This is a genomic window from Pseudomonas sp. p21 (assembly GCF_001642705.1).
Taxonomy (GTDB): domain Bacteria; phylum Pseudomonadota; class Gammaproteobacteria; order Pseudomonadales; family Pseudomonadaceae; genus Aquipseudomonas.
The window spans coordinates 145,817-164,337 of record NZ_LWBV01000005.1; the positions used below are offsets into that span (position 1 = coordinate 145,817).

The 18,521-nt window shown below is 63.0% G+C and carries 20 protein-coding genes; 13 read left to right on the forward strand and 7 right to left on the reverse strand.

The window, feature by feature from the left end; all coding sequences use genetic code 11:
- Positions 1-7 precede the first annotated feature (7 nt).
- The 5 genes from A4C63_RS16240 to A4C63_RS16260 all read left to right on the forward strand — a co-directional run bounded on the left by A4C63_RS16240 (position 8) and on the right by A4C63_RS16260 (position 3,954).
- On the forward strand, positions 8-997 hold the full coding sequence (locus A4C63_RS16240; protein ID WP_063913561.1) for a YVTN family beta-propeller repeat protein: 990 nt from the start codon (positions 8-10) through the stop codon (positions 995-997).
- A complete protein-coding gene (locus A4C63_RS16245; protein WP_063913562.1) occupies positions 994-1,734 on the forward strand; it encodes an ABC transporter ATP-binding protein in 741 nt (246 codons plus the stop codon). The genes A4C63_RS16240 and A4C63_RS16245 overlap by 4 nt, the downstream gene beginning before the upstream one ends.
- Complete coding sequence (locus A4C63_RS16250; RefSeq protein ID WP_013972167.1) at positions 1,731-2,522, forward strand: ABC transporter permease; 792 nt, start codon at positions 1,731-1,733, stop codon at positions 2,520-2,522. Before A4C63_RS16245 ends, A4C63_RS16250 begins: the two co-directional genes overlap by 4 nt.
- Positions 2,523-2,669: 147 nt before the next feature.
- A complete protein-coding gene (locus A4C63_RS16255) occupies positions 2,670-3,230 on the forward strand; it encodes a PQQ-dependent catabolism-associated CXXCW motif protein (RefSeq protein ID WP_063913563.1) in 561 nt (186 codons plus the stop codon).
- A gap of 58 nt (positions 3,231-3,288) precedes the next feature.
- Positions 3,289-3,954, forward strand: a complete 666-nt coding sequence (locus tag A4C63_RS16260) for a response regulator transcription factor (protein ID WP_063913564.1) — start codon at positions 3,289-3,291, stop codon at positions 3,952-3,954.
- Between the two features lie 106 nt (positions 3,955-4,060).
- Here A4C63_RS16260 and A4C63_RS16265 read toward each other — a convergent pair whose 3' ends face one another.
- The 4 genes from A4C63_RS16265 to A4C63_RS16280 all read right to left on the reverse strand — a co-directional run bounded on the left by A4C63_RS16265 (position 4,061) and on the right by A4C63_RS16280 (position 9,718).
- Complete coding sequence (locus A4C63_RS16265; protein WP_063913565.1) at positions 4,061-5,959, reverse strand: NahK/ErcS family hybrid sensor histidine kinase/response regulator; 1,899 nt, start codon at positions 5,957-5,959, stop codon at positions 4,061-4,063.
- Complete coding sequence (gene nosP / locus A4C63_RS16270; RefSeq protein ID WP_063913566.1) at positions 5,928-7,091, reverse strand: nitric oxide-sensing protein NosP; 1,164 nt, start codon at positions 7,089-7,091, stop codon at positions 5,928-5,930. Before nosP ends, A4C63_RS16265 begins: the two co-directional genes overlap by 32 nt.
- A gap of 258 nt (positions 7,092-7,349) precedes the next feature.
- Positions 7,350-8,534, reverse strand: a complete 1,185-nt coding sequence (locus A4C63_RS16275) for a porin (RefSeq protein WP_063913567.1) — start codon at positions 8,532-8,534, stop codon at positions 7,350-7,352.
- Between the two features lie 296 nt (positions 8,535-8,830).
- The gene (locus A4C63_RS16280) at positions 8,831-9,718 is read right to left on the reverse strand and encodes a MerR family transcriptional regulator (RefSeq protein WP_063913568.1); all 888 of its coding nucleotides are present in this window, start codon (positions 9,716-9,718) and stop codon (positions 8,831-8,833) included.
- Between the two features lie 154 nt (positions 9,719-9,872).
- Here A4C63_RS16280 and A4C63_RS16285 point away from each other — a divergent pair, with 154 nt between their 5' ends.
- From A4C63_RS16285 to A4C63_RS16315, 7 genes are all read left to right on the forward strand, one after another.
- Complete coding sequence (locus tag A4C63_RS16285) at positions 9,873-10,319, forward strand: PAS domain S-box protein (protein WP_063913569.1); 447 nt, start codon at positions 9,873-9,875, stop codon at positions 10,317-10,319.
- 102 nt (positions 10,320-10,421) lie between these two features.
- Complete coding sequence (locus A4C63_RS16290) at positions 10,422-10,844, forward strand: nuclear transport factor 2 family protein (RefSeq protein ID WP_063913570.1); 423 nt, start codon at positions 10,422-10,424, stop codon at positions 10,842-10,844.
- Positions 10,841-11,593 (forward strand): SDR family oxidoreductase, encoded by a 753-nt coding sequence (locus A4C63_RS16295; protein WP_063913571.1) that lies wholly within the window; start codon positions 10,841-10,843, stop codon positions 11,591-11,593. Before A4C63_RS16290 ends, A4C63_RS16295 begins: the two co-directional genes overlap by 4 nt.
- A gap of 6 nt (positions 11,594-11,599) precedes the next feature.
- Entirely contained in the window at positions 11,600-12,847 is a 1,248-nt protein-coding gene (locus tag A4C63_RS16300) for an NAD(P)/FAD-dependent oxidoreductase (protein WP_063913572.1), read from the forward strand.
- Entirely contained in the window at positions 12,844-13,653 is an 810-nt protein-coding gene (locus A4C63_RS16305; protein ID WP_063913573.1) for a DUF1365 domain-containing protein, read from the forward strand. Before A4C63_RS16300 ends, A4C63_RS16305 begins: the two co-directional genes overlap by 4 nt.
- Entirely contained in the window at positions 13,628-14,890 is a 1,263-nt protein-coding gene (locus tag A4C63_RS16310) for a cyclopropane-fatty-acyl-phospholipid synthase family protein (protein ID WP_063913574.1), read from the forward strand. The genes A4C63_RS16305 and A4C63_RS16310 overlap by 26 nt, the downstream gene beginning before the upstream one ends.
- Entirely contained in the window at positions 14,890-15,378 is a 489-nt protein-coding gene (locus tag A4C63_RS16315) for a DUF2878 domain-containing protein (protein WP_063913575.1), read from the forward strand. The genes A4C63_RS16310 and A4C63_RS16315 overlap by 1 nt, the downstream gene beginning before the upstream one ends.
- Here A4C63_RS16315 and A4C63_RS25800 read toward each other — a convergent pair.
- The 3 genes from A4C63_RS25800 to A4C63_RS16325 are packed head-to-tail and all read right to left on the reverse strand — an operon-like array spanning position 15,316 to position 17,571.
- Complete coding sequence (locus A4C63_RS25800) at positions 15,316-15,498, reverse strand: DUF2256 domain-containing protein (protein ID WP_082888348.1); 183 nt, start codon at positions 15,496-15,498, stop codon at positions 15,316-15,318. The genes A4C63_RS16315 and A4C63_RS25800 overlap by 63 nt on opposite strands.
- Positions 15,495-17,021, reverse strand: coding sequence for a cryptochrome/photolyase family protein (locus tag A4C63_RS16320; protein ID WP_063913576.1), 1,527 nt, complete (start codon positions 17,019-17,021; stop codon positions 15,495-15,497). The genes A4C63_RS25800 and A4C63_RS16320 overlap by 4 nt, the downstream gene beginning before the upstream one ends.
- 28 nt (positions 17,022-17,049) lie before the next feature.
- The gene (locus tag A4C63_RS16325) at positions 17,050-17,571 is read right to left on the reverse strand and encodes a chalcone isomerase family protein (RefSeq protein ID WP_063913780.1); all 522 of its coding nucleotides are present in this window, start codon (positions 17,569-17,571) and stop codon (positions 17,050-17,052) included.
- A 159-nt stretch (positions 17,572-17,730) separates the two neighbouring features.
- On the opposite strand from A4C63_RS16325, the gene A4C63_RS16330 reads away from it, so the two are divergent.
- Positions 17,731-18,501: an SDR family NAD(P)-dependent oxidoreductase gene (locus A4C63_RS16330; RefSeq protein ID WP_063913577.1), complete on the forward strand. Its 771-nt coding sequence runs from the start codon at positions 17,731-17,733 to the stop codon at positions 18,499-18,501.
- Positions 18,502-18,521 lie beyond the last annotated feature (20 nt).

Genomic DNA, 18,521 nt, shown 5'->3' on the forward strand with positions numbered 1-18,521 from the left:
TTTCGCCATGCGCCGCTCCCCTTTTCACCGGGCACTGCTTTACCCAAGCCTGCTGTCGGGCGCCCTGGCGCTTGCCAGCGGGCACGCCGTGGCCGCCACCGCCTGGGTGTCGAACGAGAAGGACAACAGCCTCAGCCTGATCGACATGCACACCCTGCAAGTCACCGAGACCCTGCCGGTGGGCCAGCGCCCGCGCGGTCTGCTGCTGTCCCACGACAAAACGCTGCTGTACATCTGCGCCAGCGATTCGGACCGGGTGCAGGTGATGGACGTGGCCACCCGCAAGATCATCAAGGAGTTGCCCTCCGGCAAGGACCCCGAGCAGTTCGCCCTGCACCCCAACGACCGCTGGCTGTACGTGTCCAACGAGGACGACGCGCTGGTGACGGTGATCGATACCCAGACCGACAAGGTGCTCGGGCAGATCGACGTCGGCATCGAGCCCGAAGGCATGGCGGTGAGCCCGGATGGCAAGTGGGCGGTCAACACCAGCGAAACCACCAACATGCTGCACTGGATCGATACCAGCACCCAGACCTTGGCGGAAAGCACCCCGGTTGACCAGCGGCCGCGCTTCGTCGAGTTCAGCCAGGACGGCTCGCGACTGTGGGCCTCGGCGGAAATCGGCGGCACGGTGACCATCCTCGATGTGGCCAGCCGCCAGGTGCTGAAAACCCTCAACTTCCAGATCAAGGGCGTGCACCCGGACAAGGTCCAGCCGGTGGGCATCAAGCTCAGCGCCGATGGCAAGTACGCATTCGTCGCCCTGGGCCCGGCCAACCATGTAGCAGTGGTTGACGCCAACACCTACGAAGTACTCGACTACCTGCTGGTGGGCCGGCGGGTCTGGCAGCTGGCGTTCACCCCGGACCAGAGCCAGTTGCTGGCCACCAACGGGGTCAGCGGCGACGTTTCGGTGATCGATGCAAAAAACCTCAAGGTGCTCAAGTCGGTGAAGGTCGGCCGCTACCCCTGGGGCGTGGTGGTGACGCCATGAATACCCTCGAAGTCAGTGACGTGAGCTTTGCCTACGGCCAGCGCGAGGCGCTCAGGCAGGTCGGCTTCAGCCTGGCGCCCGGGCGCTTCGCCGCCTTGCTGGGGCCCAACGGTGCCGGCAAGTCGACCTTGATCGCCCTGCTCACCCGGCTGTACGACCTGCAGCATGGCGACATCCGCGTGTGCGGCTGCTCGCTGCGCAACGCGGCGCGCCCGGCCTTGCGCCAGCTGGGCGTGGTGTTCCAGCAAAGCACCCTGGACCTGGACCTGAGCGTGGAGCAGAACCTGCGCTACCACGCTTCGCTACATGGCCTGTCGCGGCGCCAGGGCAATGTTCGGGTCGATGCCGAACTGGCCCGCCAGGGCCTCGATGAGCGGCGGCGTGAGCCGGTTCGGGCGCTGAACATCGGCCATCGGCGCCGGGTGGAGATTGCCCGCGCGCTGCTGCATGAACCGCGTTTGCTGTTGCTCGACGAGGCTAGCGTCGGCCTTGACCCGGCCAGCCGCCTGGCGCTCAACCAGCACCTGCGGCTGCTGTGCCGCGAGCAGCGCCTCAGTGTGCTGTGGACTACCCATCTGCTGGACGAAGTGCAGCCCAGCGACGACCTGCTGATTCTGCATCAGGGGCGCCTGGTGGCCAGCGGCACGGCCGATGCCCTGAGCCTGGAGCACGGCGGTGACCTCGACCATGCCTTTGCCCGCCTGACCAGCGCCCCCACAGGAGTCAATGCCCAATGAACGCTTACTGGCAGTGCTTCAACGGCATTCTCCTGCGCGAATGCCTGCGTTTCGTCTTGCAGCGCACACGCTTCCTCAGCGCCCTGGTGCGCCCTTTGCTGTGGCTGCTGGTGTTCGCCGCCGGCTTTCGCGCGGCCCTGGGCATTGCGATCATCGAGCCCTACGACACCTACATTCCCTACGAGGTGTACATCATCCCCGGCCTTGCCTGCATGATCCTGCTGTTCAACGGCATGCAGGGCTCGCTGTCGATGGTCTATGACCGGGAGATGGGCAGCATGCGCGTGCTGCTGACCAGCCCATTGCCGCGGCCATTTCTGCTCGGCAGCAAGCTGCTGGCGACCTCGTTGATTTCCCTGCTGCAGGTATACGCCTTCCTCGCCATCGCCTGGTTGTATGGCGTGCAACCACCGGCTGCGGGTTTGTTGCTGGCGCTGCCGGCGTTGTTGCTGGTGGCGCTGATGCTCAGCGCCCTGGGGCTGTTGCTGTCGAACGCGATTCGCCAGCTTGAGAACTTTGCCGGGGTGATGAACTTCGTGATATTCCCGCTGTTCTTCCTGTCCTCGGCGCTGTACCCGTTGTGGAAGATGCGCGAGGCCAGCCAGTGGCTGTATTGGCTGTGCGCCGTGAACCCGTTCACCCATGCCGTGGAACTGGTGCGCTTTGCCTTGTATGAACGCTTCAACCCGCTGGCGCTGGCGGTATGCCTGGGGCTGACCGTGTTGTTCACCCTGCTGGCGATCCTCACCTTCAACCCCCAGCATGCGGCGCTGCGCAAGCCGCGCTGAGTGGCCACAATCCAATTGTTCAGCGCTCCCATAGGGTTGCGCGCAGGGTTTTCTACTACTTTGGTACTGCCTTTGCTGTCTGATCGTCGCATTCACAATGCCCCGCCACTGGCATGTAATGGGCCTATAACAAAAAGGATAAACCCCATGCCACGTGCCCTGCCCCGGCTGCCACGCCCATTGCTGGCGGCGCTTTCGCTGAGCCTGACGCTGGGCATAGCCCAGGCCGACAGCACACCGCTGTTTTCCGCCGAGGGCTATCGCACTACCCTCTACCGCAGCCCGACCCCACAGCAGGTCGAAGGCGGCCAGGTCATCGACACCGCCACGCTGCAAAACCTGCTGGGGCACACCCCAAAGCCGGTGCTGATCGACGTCTATCGCCGCCAATGGCTGCAAGGCCGCTTCATCGAAGATGAACCCCACACCAACATCCCCGGCAGCCGCTGGCTGGCCAACACCGGCGACGGCGAGCTGAGCCCAGCGTGGCACGATTACTTCGTGCGCAACCTGCAAAAAGCCACCGCCGGGCGCACGGAGCAACCGCTGGTCTTTTACTGCCGCTCCGATTGCTGGTTAAGCTGGAACGCGGTAAAACGCGCAAAAGCCCTTGGCTATAAGAATCTGTATTGGTATCGCGACGGCCTGGACGCCTGGCAGCAAGCCAACCTGCCACTGCAACCGGCACAGCCGGAACCCTTCCCCTGAGTTCATTGCCTGCGAACGCGTGCCCCGCTCCATCCAATAAAAACGAGGTGAAAAGGCCATGTACAAAATTCTGATTGCCGACGATCACCCCCTGTTTCGCGAAGCCATCCACAACGTTATCAGCGATGGTTTCCAGGGCAGCGAAGTCATGGAAACTGCCGACCTGGACAGTGCCCTGGCGCTGACCCACGAGCACGACGACCTCGACCTGATCCTGCTCGACCTGAACATGCCCGGCATGCATGGCCTCAATGGCCTGATCACCCTGCGCAACGAGGCACCAACCACGCCGGTGGTGATCGTTTCGGCCGAGCAGGAAAAGCAGATCGTGCTGCAGGCCATCACCTACGGTGCGGTGGGTTTCATCACCAAGTCCTCGCCACGCTCACAGATGATCGAAGCGATCGAGCAGATCCTCAACGGCAATGTCTACCTGCCGCCCGATATCATCCGCGCTCAGAAAAGCAGCACCAGCCGGCGCCTGAGCGATGCCCCGAGCTTCCCGCCGGAGATGCTCCAGGCCTTGACCCGCAAGCAGTTGCTGGTGCTCGAGCGCATGACCAAGGGCGAATCGAACAAGCAGATCGCCTACACCCTGGATATCGCCGAGACCACGGTCAAGGCCCACGTTTCGGCGATCCTGCGCAAACTCAACGTGCACAACCGGGTGCAGGCCATCCTCAGTGCCGGTGATATCGATTTCGGTGATTACCTGCGCCGCTGACCTGTTCCGGCCTCTTCGCGGGCTTGCCTGCTCCCACAGGTATTGCGCAACACTGAAACCTGCGGGAATCCTGTGGGAGCGGGCAAGCCCGCGAAGAGGCCAGCGGCTATGCCACACTGCTGCCCAGTAAATGGCTCATCGCCGCCTTCAGCTTCATCGGCCGCACCGGCTTGTGCATCAGGGTGTGGCCCAGCTCGCGGATCTGTTGCTTGAGCTCGTTGCTGTAGTTGGCGGTGATCATCATCGCCGGTAGCGGCTGGGCGCGGCGGGCATTGATCCGCGCCACGGCATCGACGCCATTGCAGTCGTTGTCCAGGTGATAGTCGGCGATCAGCAGGTCGGCTTCGGCATGGTAGTTGTCCACCTGGCGCGCCAGGTCCTCCTCCGACAGTGCGGTGACCACCTGGCAGCCCCACCCCTCCAGCAGGGTGCGCATGCCGGCACAAATCGCCGCATCGTTATCCAGCACCCACACCCGCGCCCCGCGCAGCCGTTCGAGCATCGGCTCGCTGATCGCCAGGCTCGGCTGGGCCTTGGGCGCGGTGGCGCTCAGCGGCACTTCGACCGCGAATACCGAGCCTTTGCCCAGCCATGAGCGCACCCGAATCCGGTGGCCGAGGATGCCGGCGATCTTTTCCACGATCGCCAGGCCCAGGCCCAACCCACGGTCCTGATCCGGGCGCTGCACATCGCCGCGCCTGAACTCCTGGAACATTTCTTCCAGGTGCTCCTCGGCAATACCGATTCCGCTGTCCCACACTTCGATCCGCAGGCCGCCACGCTGGCGCCGGCAACCCAGTACCACGCGGCCGCTGGGGGTGTAGCGAATGGCATTGCTGAGCAGGTTGCGCAGGATCCGCGCCAGCAGCTGGATGTCGCTGCGCACCACGGCAGAGCAACCCACGAAATGCAGCTCAAGCCCTTCGCTGCGCGCCACCTGGGCGTATTCGGCAGCGAGGTTGTCCATCAGTTCGCGCAGGGCGAACGGGGCGACATCGGCCTTGATTACCCCGGCATCGAGCTTGGAAATGTCCACCAGGGTACCTAGCAGGTTCTCCACATCCTCCAGGGAGTTGCTGACATTACGTACCAGGTGAGCACTGTTTTGCAGCTCGCGGTGTTCGAGCAAGGCACTGGTGAACAGCCGCGCCGCATTCAGCGGTTGCAGCAGGTCATGGCTGACAGCAGCAAGGAATTTGGTTTTCGACAGGTTGGCCTGCTCGGCCTCGCGCTTGGCCTCGCGCAAGCGCGATTCCACCCGGCTGCGCTCCTCGATTTCACGCAGCAACTGCTCGTTGAGGCTGGTCAGCTCGGCAGTGCGCTCGCGTACCCGTTGCTCCAGGTGCTGATAGGCCTGGTGCAGCGCCTGTGCGGTATTACGGCGCTCGGTGATGTCGCGGATCAACACGAAGATGCCCACCACTTCACCGTTGGCCAGGCGGTTCGGCACATAGGAGCGCAGCATGTAGCGTTCCTGGCCGTTGATGTTGGTCTCGGCAAACTCGAAGGTTACGCTCTCCCCCGCCAGCGCCCGTGCCACATAGGCCTCCAGGCGCTGGTAATGCTGTTCGCTGTGGGCCTCGCGCAGGCTCTGGCCCAGCATCACGCCGCGGGGCCAGCAGTACCATTCTTCGTAGACCTTGTTGGTGAATTCGTAGACCAGGTCGGCATTCAGGTAGGCGATCAGCGCCGGCACATGGTCGGTGATCAGGCGAATCTGGTGCTGGTGGGCAGTCTCGGCCCGCTGCCGGGCCTCGCTGAGCAGGCGGTTGACGGCCTTGAGCTCGGCCATGGCCTGGTTCAGCGCTTCGGTGCGTTCGCGCACCTGTTCGGCCAGCACCACCGAATGCTGGAACGCGGCGTAAGGGTCGTTGCCACGCGTTACGCCGGACTCGATGCGTTCTATCAGCGCGCCGTTGATGCGCTGCAGCTTGTGGTTCTGGTGCTGCAGCCGGGCGACCTCGGCCTGCAGTTCAGCGACCGACAGGAGGCCGGTTGCGGGCAATGGCGACCCCGGTGAAGGTCTGGTTGATGTGCATGCCATTGAACTGTTCTCCATAGGTGTTGAAGCCGATCACCCGCTGCTCGCGCAGGAACGCGCCGATCGGCTCCAGGCCGTGATGGGCTTGCAACTCCAGCCGCCGCAGGAAGCAATCGCAACCGATGGTCAGCAGCAGCGGGCCGAGGCGCTGCTGCAAGCCGTCGAACAACTGGTGCAGGTTCGGCAACAACGGGCCCGGGGTCATGGCGGTGAGCACGATGCCGTTTTCCACCGCGCAGTAGAAACTCAGGCTCAGGTCCGGGTGCACCTGCTGGATCGCCCGCACGTAATACTGGTCGTGGATGCGCACGGCCAGCGGATGGGCGGCGAACACCCGGTGGTCGAGCTCGTCCACCGGCACGCCGATGTGCCGGGCGTACTCCTCGGCAGCAGGCTCGGCATTCAGTTCGAAGACCCGTCGCTGGGCACTGTCGGCACCGGTGACCACCAGCTTTTCCTGGCGCGGCAGGATGTGGTGAGTGGTGAATACTTCGAAGTCGAGCCAGGTGTTGACCAGCACCACCACCGCCGCGCCGTGGTGGAACGCGCCACCGAAATACACGTGGGTGCGGGTCAGGTAGTTGTCGTCGCCGGCCGACCCACCGAAATGCGGGATGTCGCCCAGGGCCGCACTGAGGGCGGCGAGCACCATCTCCTCACGGCTGGACAAGCCATCGAGCAGGGTCAGGGCAAAGCTGTGGCCCTTGATCGGTGCCAGGGTATTGCTGCGGCAGGTGCCAACCAGGCGCTCGACCATCTGCTGAGCGTCGATCAGGCTGAAGCGCTCCATTTCATCGATCAGCTCGGTGGCAATGGAAAAGTGCCGGTGGTCGAACCCTACCGCCGTTATGCAATTGCGGCCGTAGCCCAGCGGGGTGATTTCGCCGGCGCTGGTGCAACCGACCAGGCGGATACCACCAAAACCCTGCTCCAGGGCCTCGCCCAGGGCTTGCAGGTCGTACTCGGCGGAGCAGAAGAACAGCACGAAGCCCAGGTGCGGGTGCAGCAACTGCGCCGCCAGCTCCTGGGCTGCCAGCCGGGCGTCGGTTGCCTGGGACATGGCGCTGACCACACCGTCGTTGTGAGCCTGCTGCATCGTGGTCTCCGGCGCGGGGTGGCTGAGGGTTCAGTGTACGAAGGTGGGTACCGGGGACGAATGCTACTTGGGTAGCGGGTGGGCGGTTCCATGGTTGTAATTGCTTTCACCGAAGATTGCCGGGGCTGCTGTGCAGCCCTTTCGCGACGCAAGGCCGCTACCACAATGTCCGCACAGGCCTCGTAAATTGTGGGAGCGGCCTTGCGTCGCGAAAGGGCCGCGCAGCGGCCCCGGCAATCTTGAGTCGAAGCCGAGGGCCTACCAGGTCAACACCGCCCCCACCGCAAAGGTATCGGTGTCTTCGTTCTGGTCACTGGTTTCATGCCCATCGATCGAGAACTGGTTGTACTCGGCAACCAGCTTGAGGTTGTCGTTGACGTCATGGAACAGCGCCACGCCACGAGTCTGGTAATCCGCACCGCTGCCCACCGCGCCATTGCCATCGTCCTTGGTCTTGCCATAGGACAGCGCCACGCGGTTCTTGCCAACCTTGTAGGAGCCCTGCAGCAGGTAGCCATCGCTGTCGACATTGCGCAGGGTCGGTTCGCCAGCGTTGTTGGTGAAGAACGGGTTGATGCCCTTGGCCTGGAACCCCGAGCCGGTCAGCGACAGTCCTCCCATCTTCGCCTGCACACCGTAGCCGACCCCTTTGGAGGTGACCGACTGCACCGCCGGGTCGGTGTTGTCGGAGGTCTGGTAGCTGCCGTTGACCCAGCTGTAAATCTGCGCCCCAGCCAGGTCGAACTGGTAGGTGATCTCGCTCTCGGTACGCGGGTTTTCCTGGTAGGCCTTGCCAGTCGGGCTGCTGTCGTTGGTGTCTACCGGGTCCATGATGCCCACCGCCACCCGCAGGCCGTCCATCACTGGCGTGCGGTAAGTGATCTGCGACGTGGGAAACGGGTACGGGTAGCCACTGCCGATGTTGCCGAACGACACTCCGCCGCCGTCCACCAGCCCCAGCGTGTCACTGACCTGGCCATAACCGGCCAGCAGTTCGTCGAGCAGGATATTGGAACGGGCGAACAGCCCGAAGTCCTTGCCAATCAGCACCTCACCCCACTCCGGGTTGGCCACGGTACCGTAGAACTGGCGCACGTCGATGGCGGTGTCAGTGCCGTTGGTTTCGCTGTCGTTGATGGTAACCCAGAACGAGGCACGCGCCCCGAGCTTCAGGTCATCCACCTGCTTGCCCATGTTGAAGCCCAGGTAGTTAGGCAAAAAGCCCATCTTCACCCGTGACTGGCGACGATCGAATTGCTCGCCCTGCCGATCGACATCGCTGTTGACGTAAAAGGCGTTGATATAGCCGTCGGTGGAAAACGTCGTCTGGTCCTTGTCGTACAGCATGATCTCGGCCTGGGCGAAGCTGCTCAGGCAAAGGGTCGACAGGCTGACGGTAACAACCGCCAGCAAACGTGGGGACAGATTCTTATTGTTGTACATGGCGCGCTCCGAAACGGGGACGGGATGTCGGAGGCGATTATCAGAAGCTGGCAAACAGCCAGAAACGCTGCCTTGGAGGGGGCTGGCAGGCGCTTTGGGCCAGCGCGGGGGGCGCGATGATTCCGGCCCTGGACCGGGTTACGCCCAGGGGCAAGACTTCTGGCGTAACCCACAGGAGCAGGCAGGGATCAATACGGCAGACTACTGCGGCCCCCGGTTCGGGCCGTGACAATGCACATCGTGATCGGGGGCGGGCCAGAGGAGCTGGTCGAGGTTATCCCGGCAAGCGGCAGCGGTCAGAGATCCAGGGCACCATTGAGCAAGGCGTTGAGCATGCTTGCGGCGTCAGCGCGTTGCTCGTCCAGCAGACACAACGGCAGGCCTTGCCAGGCTGGTGGCGAATCGGCCAGCCCTTCGCCAATCAGGGCCAGCGGACAAGCGATCTGCATTTGCAGCGAACGCAGGCGCTTGGCCAAGGCAGGGTCCACCGGCACCTGAACCTTGATCACCAGTGCCGCAGGCTGCATCGCCGCACACAGCATGGGGATTTCTTCCAACGGCTGCCCGCAACCGAGTACTTCGATGCGTTGCTGCTCGCTGCTCAACAACAGCCCGGCGCACAATACCTGCAGTTCGGCTTGCCCCTCGGTGCTCGCCAGCAGTACGCGCGGCGCATCGGCCTGGTTCATCTGCAGACGCATCAGCAGGCGGGCGCGCAGGAACATGTCCAGAAACAGCCATTGGCTACGCTGGCCCGGCGCAATGCCTGAAGCCAGGCCATGCCAGACCGGCATCAGTACCTCACGCAGTATGGTGGCCTTGGGCAGGATGGTGAATAACTGCCCATGAATACTTTCCAGCGCTTGCGTATCGAATGCCTTGGTTGCGCGCGCCACGGCGGCGCGCCAGTCGTCGAAGACCGAGTGCTGCTGCACCGGCGCATCTGACTGACCTGCCAGAATGTCGCCTACCTTGCTGATGGGCACGCCATTGCCGGTCCAGTGCAAGATGTCGCGTATGCGCTGAACATCCCGGGCCGTGTACAGGCGATGGCCGCCCTCGGTGCGCTGCGGGCTTATCAACCCATGGCGCCGCTCCCAGGCCCGCAAGGTCACCGGGTTGATGCCGGTCAGGCTGACCACATCGCGCATGGGTAGCAAATCGGCTGGGGTGGCGTCAGTCATGATGTGGGTTTATCTGGGGGGTGGCACATTCTAAACCCATATGCACCTTCTGCGGCGAGCCTCGTTGGTTCATCATGCAACAAACGGCGCCGAGGCCTTCTGCACGCAGGCCACGCTGCGCACTTCGCATACGAAATGCCTGTAGGTGGGCCCCATGATCAACGCGAAACTCCTGCAACTGATGGTCGAGCACTCCAACGATGGCATCGTCGTCGCCGAACAAGAAGGCGACGACAGTATCCTTATCTACGTCAACCCCGCCTTCGAACGCCTGACCGGTTATCGCGCCGAGGAAATTCTCTATCAGGACTGCCGTTTTCTCCAGGGCGAAGATCATGACCAGGCGGGCCTCGCCAACATCCGCGAGGCAATCCGTGGAGGCCTCCCCTGCTGCCAGGTGCTGCGCAATTACCGCAAGGACGGGAGCCTGTTCTGGAACGAGTTGTCCATCACGCCCGTGCACAACGAGGCAGACCAGTTGACGTACTACATCGGCATCCAGCGCGACGTCACAGCGCAGGTTTTCGCCGAGGAAAAGCTACGCGAGCTGGAGGCCGAGGTAGCCGAATTGCGTCGGCAACTGGGCCAGTCGGAGCGCTGAGCAAAACCTGTACAATATCGTTGACTTGTATAGATTTAGGCTTAGACTTCGGATATACCTGTACAGCAAGCCACTCTTGTACAGGATTTCCTGGAGCCCAGCATGTCAGCGTATCTGCAGCAATTCGCCGAGCACTTCACCAGACTCGACGGGGGCAACCTCGACACCCTTGAAAAGCTGTACAGCGACGATGTCACCTTTCGCGATCCCTTGCATCAGATCCAAGGGCTTCGGGCTCTGCAGGCATACCTGGCGCAGCAGTACGCCAACGCTCACGATATTCGCTATGACTTCTCCAGCATCGACGAGGTGATGCCTGGGAAAGGTTATCTGCGTTGGACCCTGCAGTTCCGCCATCCACGCCTGTCCCGTGGTCAGCAGATCACCTTGCAGGGATGCAGTTACCTGCAATGGCATGACCGGGTCCATTTTCACCAGGACTATTTCGACGCTGCAGCCTTGCTCTACGAACATGTTCCGGTCATGGGCAGTGCGATTCGATGGCTCAAAGGCCGGATCGCATGAGCCGCTGCTGGCTGACAGGCGCAAGCAGCGGTATTGGTGCCGCACTTGCACGATGCCTGCTGGAGCAAGGCCACCAGGTTGCCTTGGGCGCACGCCATGCCGATCGTCTGGCACCGTTGGCCGAACACTTTCCCGGGCAGGTGCTGCTGGCCATTGGCGACCTTGACGACCCTGTACAGGTAGCAGGGATCGCAACCCGTATCGAGCAGGCCTGGGGCGGGCTCGACCAGGTAATCCTCAATGCAGGCACCTGCGAGTACCTGGAACCGGGCCATTTCGACCCTGCCCTGGTCGAGCGCGTGGTCCGTACCAATTTCCTGGCTGTCAGCTACTGCCTGGCAGCAGCCTTGCCCTTGCTTCGCGTCGGCCAGCAGCCTCACCTGGTGGTGATGGGCAGTTCGGTGACCTGGCTGGCCCTGCCCCGCGCCGGCGCCTATGGCGCGTCCAAGGCAGCCGTGCGTTATCTGGTGGAATCGCAGCGCATCGACCTGGCCCGCGAAGGCATCGCCGTTACCCTCGTCAGCCCCGGCTTTGTGGATACACCATTGACTCGTCGCAACGATTTCCCGATGCCCCAGCTATGGTCGGCGCAGCGCGCAGCCAGCCACATTGCCAAACGCCTGCCTGAACGCCCGCTGGAAATCAACTTTCCCCGGTTTTTCACCCTGGTATTGCGCCTGCTTGGCGCACTGCCCGCACGCCTGCGCCTGGCGCTAGGGCAACGCCTTGCCCGTCACGAACAGGAATGATGCCCCATGCGTATAGCAATCATCGGCAGCGGCATCGCAGGGCTATCCTGCGCTCATCTGCTGTCACGCAAGCATGAGGTCACGGTTTTCGAAGCCGAGCGATGGATCGGGGGCCACACGCATACCCTCGATGTGATCTGGCAGGGTGAACGCCATGCAATAGATACCGGCTTCATCGTCTTCAATGACTGGACCTATCCGAACTTCATCCGCTTGCTCGACCACCTGAAGGTCGCCTCACGGCCGACCGAAATGAGCTTCTCCGTGCATGACCCGGTCACCGGCCTGGAATACAACGGGCACGACCTGAATACCCTGTTTGCCCAACGCCGCAACCTGATGTCACCGGGGTTCTGGGGGATGCTACGGGATATTCTGCGTTTCAATCGCCAGGCCCTCGCCGACCTGGATAACCAGCGTATCGATGCCAACGCTACCCTCGGCGCCTACCTCCAGGCGCAGCGTTATGGACAGCGCTTCATCGATCATTACATCGTACCGATGGGGTCGGCGATCTGGTCGATGTCCCGCGCGGACATGCTCGGCTTCCCACTCGCGTTCTTTGTGCGGTTCTGTCGCAACCACGGCTTGTTGTCGGTAAATCAACGTCCACAGTGGCGCGTGATCGAAGGGGGCTCGCGCAGCTATGTCGGCCCGCTGTGCCGACCGTTTGCCGATCGTATCCGCCTCGACTGCAAGGTTTACCGGGTCAGCCGCGACGAAGGTGGCGTCACCCTGATGAGCAGTGCCGGTACCGAACGTTTCGATAATGTGGTGTTCGCCTGCCACAGCGACCAGGCCTTGGCGCTGCTGGAAGCGCCGAGCGTGCAGGAACGGGAAGTGCTCGGCGCCATCGGCTATGCCAGCAACGATGTCGTGCTGCACACCGATACTCGTCTGCTACCCCGCCGCAAGCGCGCCTGGGCCAGCTGGAACTACCGTCTCGGCGGGCCACAACAGGCCCCTGCCGCGGTGACCTACAACATGAACATTCTGCAAGGTATCCAGGCGCCGACGACTTTCTGCGTGAGCCTTAACCAAACCGCACTGGTGGATCCGGCACAGGTCATCGCCCGCTTCCGGTACGACCATCCGCAGTACAGCCTTGCGGCATCCACCGCGCAGCTGCGCCAGGCGCAGCTGCAAGGCCATCGCCACAGCTACTTCTGCGGCGCCTACTGGGGCAATGGCTTTCACGAGGATGGCGTGGTCAGTGCACTAAAGGTGGCCGCGCATTTCGGAGAGCACCTGTGAACAGCAGCCTTTGCGTGGGCTGGGTCAGCCACCGACGCCTGGCGCCGCGGCCCCACGCGTTCCGCTACAGGATCGGCATGTTCTACCTGGACCTGGACGAGCAAGCCTGGCTGGCAGGCCTGTCTCGCTGGCTGTGGCGCTGGCGCCTGGGGCCGCTGAGCTGGCACCAGGCAGATTACCTGCCAGCTCGGACCCGCCAGGGCGAGACGCTGGCCCAGGCTGCACGCTTGCTGGTGCAGAACGCGACGGGAGATATGCCCGAGGGGCCGGTGCACCTGCTCACGCAATTGCGTTGCTGGGGGCTGTCGTTCAACCCGGTGAGCTTCTATTTCTGCCATGACCGCGATGGGCGACTGACGGCGATCCTGCTGGAGGTGCGAAACACGCCATGGCGCGAGCGCTTTCATTACGTGCTGCCGGTGCAAGGAAACCTTGCCAGGCCCTTCGCCGTCGCCAAGGCCTTCCATGTGTCGCCATTCATGCCACTGCACATGGACTATCGCTTGCGCTTCGCCCTGGACGCTGAACATGTACGCATCCACATGGAGAACTGGCAAGCCGATCGCAAGGTGTTCGAGGCCGACCTGGCCCTGCAGCGCCAGCCGCTGGATAAGGCCGCCGTGCACCGATACGTACTGGCCTTCCCATGGATGAGCCTGCGCACCGTCTCGGCCATCTACTGGCAGGCACTGCGCCTGTTGTTCAAACGCACGCCCATCCACGACCACACGCCCAGCCAGAGTGACCTGGCGCTCGGCCATTCCTGCGAGGACCCTGATGATGTCGAACCCCACCCTGAGCGTTAGCAAGTTCGCAGGCCTCGGGCCGTTGTTCGGTGGTCTGGCACGAAACGCCGTGCTCGCCCGGCTGGGCAGGCTGCGCCATGGCCACCTGCGCCTGCTCAGCCACGGGCAGCAATGGAGTTTCGGTGACGTCGACAGCCCGTTGCAGGCCGAGGTGGAAATCCTTGATGACATCACCTGGAGCCTGATAGCCGGCAATGGCTCGATCGGTGCTGGCGAAGCTTACATCCACGGCTATTGGCGAAGCCCCGACCTGGCGCTGGTGACTCGCCTGTTCGTCGCAAACCTCGAAGTACTTGACGCACTCGAGGGTGGCCTGGCCCGCTTCGGCCGCCCTGCCCTGCGGTTGCAGCACAAACTCAACCGCAACAGCAGGCGCGGTGCCCGCCGCAATATCCTGGCGCACTACGATCTGGGCAATGCCCTGTTCGAGCGGCTGCTGGACCCCACCATGATGTACTCGGCAGCCCAGTTCGAACACCCTGAACAGACGCTGGAGCACGCTCAGCTGCACAAGCTGGAGCGCATCTGCCAGAAGCTGGAACTGTGCCCTGACGACCACCTGCTGGAGATCGGCTGCGGGTGGGGCAGCCTGGCGATCCACGCCGCCACCCGATATGGCTGCAGGGTCACCACAACGACGCTCTCCGAGGCGCAGTACAGCCATACCCTGCAGCGCGTTCAGGCACTGGGGCTGGAGCAGCGCGTGAAAGTGCTTCGCGAAGACTACCGCGATCTTCAAGGCACCTTCGACAAACTGGTCTCGATCGAGATGATCGAGGCCGTGGGCCATCGTTACCTGCCGGTGTACTTCCGCCAGTGTGCCTCGCTACTCAAGCCCGACGGCCTGATGCTGTTGCAGGCGATCACCATCCGCGACCAGCGCTATGCACAGGCGCGGCGGTCGGTCGATTTCATCCAGCGCTACATCTTCCCCGGTGGCGCCCTGCCTTCGTTGAGCGTGTTGCTGGAAACTGCCAGCCGGCACACCGCACTCAACCTCTTGCACATGGAAGATTTCGGCCAGGACTATGCCCGCACCCTGCGGCATTGGCGAGAAAACCTGCGCCAGGCACGTACGGCATTGACGGAGCTGGGCTACGACGACATGTTTCAGCGCCTGTGGGAATTCTACCTGTGTTACTGCCAAGGCGGCTTCGAGGAGCGCACCATAGGTGTCGCGCATCTACTCTGGGCAGCGCCCCAGGCACGGCGCGCGCCCTTGCCCGGCAGTGCCTGATGAGCCGTCGCTGGCTGGTCGCCAATGCCTTGTGGCTACAGGCTGGCTGGTGGCTCTGCGTACTGGGGAGCGAAAAACCCTTCCTGTCGATGCTGGTGATTCCTGGCCTGGCCGTGCACTTGAGCCTGTGCCCGGACGTCCACGCAGAGGTCAAGGCGCTGTTGCGCGTAACGCCGGTCGGATGTTTGCTGGATAGCGTGCTGGGCGCGCTGGGCGTGTTCGGTTTCGACACCTGGCCACTGCCGCTGTGGCTTGCGCTGCTGTGGCTGGTGCTGGCCAGCGGCATGCGCCACAGCCTGGCATGGGCCGACCGGCACTGGCGGCTCGGTGCGCTGGTGGGTGCAGTTGGCGGCCCTCTGGCCTATCTGAGCGGAGCAAGGCTGGCAAATGTCGACTTGCCCATGGGCCCGCTGCAAACCGGCCTTTTACTGGTGCCTATATGGGCCGCTACCCTGCCCCTGCTCGCGCGCCTCGCGGTGCGGTGCTGATTTGCGGCATCGTTCGGAGCAGTAGCGCACCTGCGCCCAACAACGCGCCCAGCGCTTGCGCCAGTTGAACGGCCGCCCACACACCACGCAGACCTTGCTGGGCAAAAGACCCTTTTTCATATCGGCTGCCCCGCATCGAGTCGTGCCAAAAGTGACTGGCCACGCTGCCACACGGCATCGCGACGGTCAGCCGCCATGCCATCGAGGCTTCGATAGACCAGCGCCAGACGTGGGTTAGCCGAAAGCAGGGGGCGATGGCGAATCAGAAAATGCCAATACAAGGCATTGAACGGGCAGCCATCCTCCTCGGTCACCTGGTCAACCCTGTAACTGCATGCCTTGCAATGGTCGGACATGCGCTGGATATAGCGACCACTGGCGCAGTATGGCTTGGACCCCAGGTAGCCGCCGTCGGCGTACATCACCATACCCAGCGTGTTGGGCAGTTCGACCCAGTCGAAGGCATCCATGTAGACCGCCAGGTACCACTCACAGATCGCGGCTGGCTCGATACCGGCCAGCAAGGCGAAGTTGCCGGTGACCATGAGCCGCTGGATATGGTGAGCGTAGCCCAGGCGAAGGGTCTGTCCGATGGCCTGCTCCATGCAGCGCATGCGGGTACGCCCGGTCCAGTAGAATTCCGGCAACGCCCGCTCGTTGCCCAAGTAGTTGAGCGCCGCATACTCCGGCATGCGCAGCCAATAGATGCCGCGCACATACTCGCGCCAGCCGATCAACTGGCGGATGAAGCCCTCTGCCGCATTGAGCGGCACTCGCCCGTCGCGCCAGGCCTTGTCGACCTCGTCGCACAGGCAACGTACGTCCAGAAGCCCGATGTTCAGCGCCGCACTGATGCGCGCATGGAACAGGTACGGCTCGCCCTCGGCCATTGCGTCCTGGTAGTCACCGAACGCCGCCAGGCCGAACTCCAGAAAGTGTTGCCAGAGCTGCAGCGCCTCGGCATGGGTCACGGGGTAATCGAAACCGTCGATGGCTCCGTAGTGGTCGCTGAAGCGTTGGCGTACCAGGGCTATGACCGCTGCCGTGATCTCGTCCTGCTCGAAATGCGCGGCGAAGGGGCCACGTAGCTGGCGCGGCAAGGCCTTGCGATTGTCGCCATCGAGATTCCAGGTTCCACCTGCCGGGCTGCCGTCGGGCTCCAGCAGCAGGCCGGTACGCTTGCGCATGCCACGGTAGAAGTGCTCCATACGCAGTTGGCCGCGCTCTCGGGCCCAGCGCGCGAAGGCTTCGCGAGAACAAAGAAATCGCGTGTCGCGATGCCACACAAGCGGCAGTGCGGCATCGCGCAACGCCTGCTCCAGGCGCCATTCACCGCACTCGGTCAGGTGAATGTGCGTGGCTCCCAGGGCTTGCTGCCAGCGCCGCAACTCGCCAACGATGCTACCGCTGTTGCCGTCATCGTCGAGTTGCACATAATGCACTTGCCAACCGCGCTCACGCAGTGCCTGGGCGAAGTGCCGCATGGCGCTGAAGATCAGAACGATCTTCAGTGGATGATGTGGCACGTACCGGGCCTCTCCCTCCACTTCTGCCATCAGCACAACATCGCGGGCAGGATCGAGGGCCCTCAGGCTTGCCAGGTCGAACGTCAGCTGGTCACCCAGTACCAGGCCCAGGCGCATCGTCAGGCTACCCCTGGCTTTTGCAGATTCATGGCAGCTCTCCCAGCAGACGCTGACGCAGTTGTTGATCCCTGGCCCGCGGATCGAGCCAGATGGCGAAGAACGCCCGGGCAAAGCGCGGGTCGGCGATCGCCCGGCTGAGTTTGCCATCGACATAGAAGCGGCAGCCCTGCCCCGGCATGTAGACGCCAGTGATGCGCATGCCAGGGCGCACATCCACAAACGCTTGCTGCATGGCCTGGGCCCACGCCGCGCGCCGCTGCGGCGTCGCGTTGTCAGGGTCCAGGCGGTGCATTTCCTCGAGGCTGGCCTGTACCAGCACATCCCTGGACAGCCTTCGGTGATAGGCCAGTTCAAGGGCAAAAGGCCGGTTCCAGTCCTCAACCGGACCGGCTGCCCATAGCTGAGCGGTGTAAAGACGCAGGCCAAACCATGTGAACTCACCGGCGCCCAGCCGTTGCGCGCCTGGCAGCTCCGTTCGCCAGTCCGCCGCCTCCGACAGGGCAGTCAGTAGCAGGCAAAGCCAGGCCCAACGAGCGGTGTGCCCCATGTTGACCTCGAGCACCTGAAAATACCTGTACAATATTAGCAGTCATGTATAGCTTTTTGCCAACTTGTACAACTTTACTTGCAGCTCTCGGCGCCACGTTTCGACGAAGCCGGTGGAAGTGGCAGAGAGGCGGCGGGGCCTTGCAAAGGAGGTAGTTCAGTGAGCCTTGTCAATCACCTTCACACGCCCGCCAATGTTCTGGTCTGCGGAGCCAGCCAGGGGATTGGCCTTGCACTGTGCACGCAGTTGCTGGCGCGCGACGACGTCGCGCAGGTGTTTGCCGTCTCGCGACATGCCACCAGCAGCCCCGCGCTGGATGCCTTGTTCGCCGAGCATCCGCGCAAGTTGCTGCGCATCGACTGCGACGCGTGTTCCGAAGCGGCACTGCAAACCCTGGCAACGCAAGTAGGCGCCCGTTGCAACCAGCTGAACCTGGTATTTTGTACGCTTGGCGTGCTGCAAGAGGCACCTGCACGGGCCGAAAAAGCGCTGACACAGGTGGATATGGCAGGGCTACTGAGCAGTTTCACGACCAACTGTTTCGCACCTGTCCTGCTGCTCAGGCATTTGCTGCCCTTGTTGCGACAACAACCGATGACCTATGTGGCACTGTCAGCGCGGGTCGGCTCGATCAGCGACAATCATCTTGGCGGGTGGTACAGCTATCGCGCCAGCAAGGCCGCGCTCAACCAGCTTATGCGCACTGCAAGCATCGAGTTCAAGCGACTGAACCCCGCCTCCACGATACTATTGCTGCATCCCGGGACCACCGCCACCCGCCTTTCCCAGCCCTTTCAGGGCAATGTGGCCCCGGGAAAACTGTTCTCGCCGGCATTTGCCGCGTCATGCGTTCTAGAGCTCGTGAGCCGACACGGCCCAAAGCAGAGCGGTACATTCTGGGCGTGGGACGGCACACCGATTGCCTGGTGACTCCAGAGCCAGCATGGCTT

Excerpts from the sequence above, each read along its gene's own strand:
- A4C63_RS16240 (WP_063913561.1), top strand. The coding sequence starts at position 8 with ATGCGCCGCTCCCCTTTTCACCGGGCACTGCTTTACCCAAGCCTGCTG.
- A4C63_RS16245 (WP_063913562.1), top strand. The coding sequence starts at position 994 with ATGAATACCCTCGAAGTCAGTGACGTGAGCTTTGCCTACGGCCAGCGC.
- A4C63_RS16250 (WP_013972167.1), top strand. The coding sequence starts at position 1,731 with ATGAACGCTTACTGGCAGTGCTTCAACGGCATTCTCCTGCGCGAATGC.
- A4C63_RS16255 (WP_063913563.1), top strand. The coding sequence starts at position 2,670 with ATGCCACGTGCCCTGCCCCGGCTGCCACGCCCATTGCTGGCGGCGCTT.
- A4C63_RS16260 (WP_063913564.1), top strand. The coding sequence starts at position 3,289 with ATGTACAAAATTCTGATTGCCGACGATCACCCCCTGTTTCGCGAAGCC.
- nosP (WP_063913566.1), bottom strand. The coding sequence starts at position 7,091 with ATGCAGCAGGCTCACAACGACGGTGTGGTCAGCGCCATGTCCCAGGCA.
- A4C63_RS16275 (WP_063913567.1), bottom strand. The coding sequence starts at position 8,534 with ATGTACAACAATAAGAATCTGTCCCCACGTTTGCTGGCGGTTGTTACC.
- A4C63_RS16280 (WP_063913568.1), bottom strand. The coding sequence starts at position 9,718 with ATGACTGACGCCACCCCAGCCGATTTGCTACCCATGCGCGATGTGGTC.
- A4C63_RS16285 (WP_063913569.1), top strand. The coding sequence starts at position 9,873 with ATGATCAACGCGAAACTCCTGCAACTGATGGTCGAGCACTCCAACGAT.
- A4C63_RS16290 (WP_063913570.1), top strand. The coding sequence starts at position 10,422 with ATGTCAGCGTATCTGCAGCAATTCGCCGAGCACTTCACCAGACTCGAC.
- A4C63_RS16295 (WP_063913571.1), top strand. The coding sequence starts at position 10,841 with ATGAGCCGCTGCTGGCTGACAGGCGCAAGCAGCGGTATTGGTGCCGCA.
- A4C63_RS16300 (WP_063913572.1), top strand. The coding sequence starts at position 11,600 with ATGCGTATAGCAATCATCGGCAGCGGCATCGCAGGGCTATCCTGCGCT.
- A4C63_RS16310 (WP_063913574.1), top strand. The coding sequence starts at position 13,628 with ATGTCGAACCCCACCCTGAGCGTTAGCAAGTTCGCAGGCCTCGGGCCG.
- A4C63_RS16315 (WP_063913575.1), top strand. The coding sequence starts at position 14,890 with ATGAGCCGTCGCTGGCTGGTCGCCAATGCCTTGTGGCTACAGGCTGGC.
- A4C63_RS25800 (WP_082888348.1), bottom strand. The coding sequence starts at position 15,498 with ATGAAAAAGGGTCTTTTGCCCAGCAAGGTCTGCGTGGTGTGTGGGCGG.
- A4C63_RS16320 (WP_063913576.1), bottom strand. The coding sequence starts at position 17,021 with ATGCGCCTGGGCCTGGTACTGGGTGACCAGCTGACGTTCGACCTGGCA.
- A4C63_RS16325 (WP_063913780.1), bottom strand. The coding sequence starts at position 17,571 with ATGGGGCACACCGCTCGTTGGGCCTGGCTTTGCCTGCTACTGACTGCC.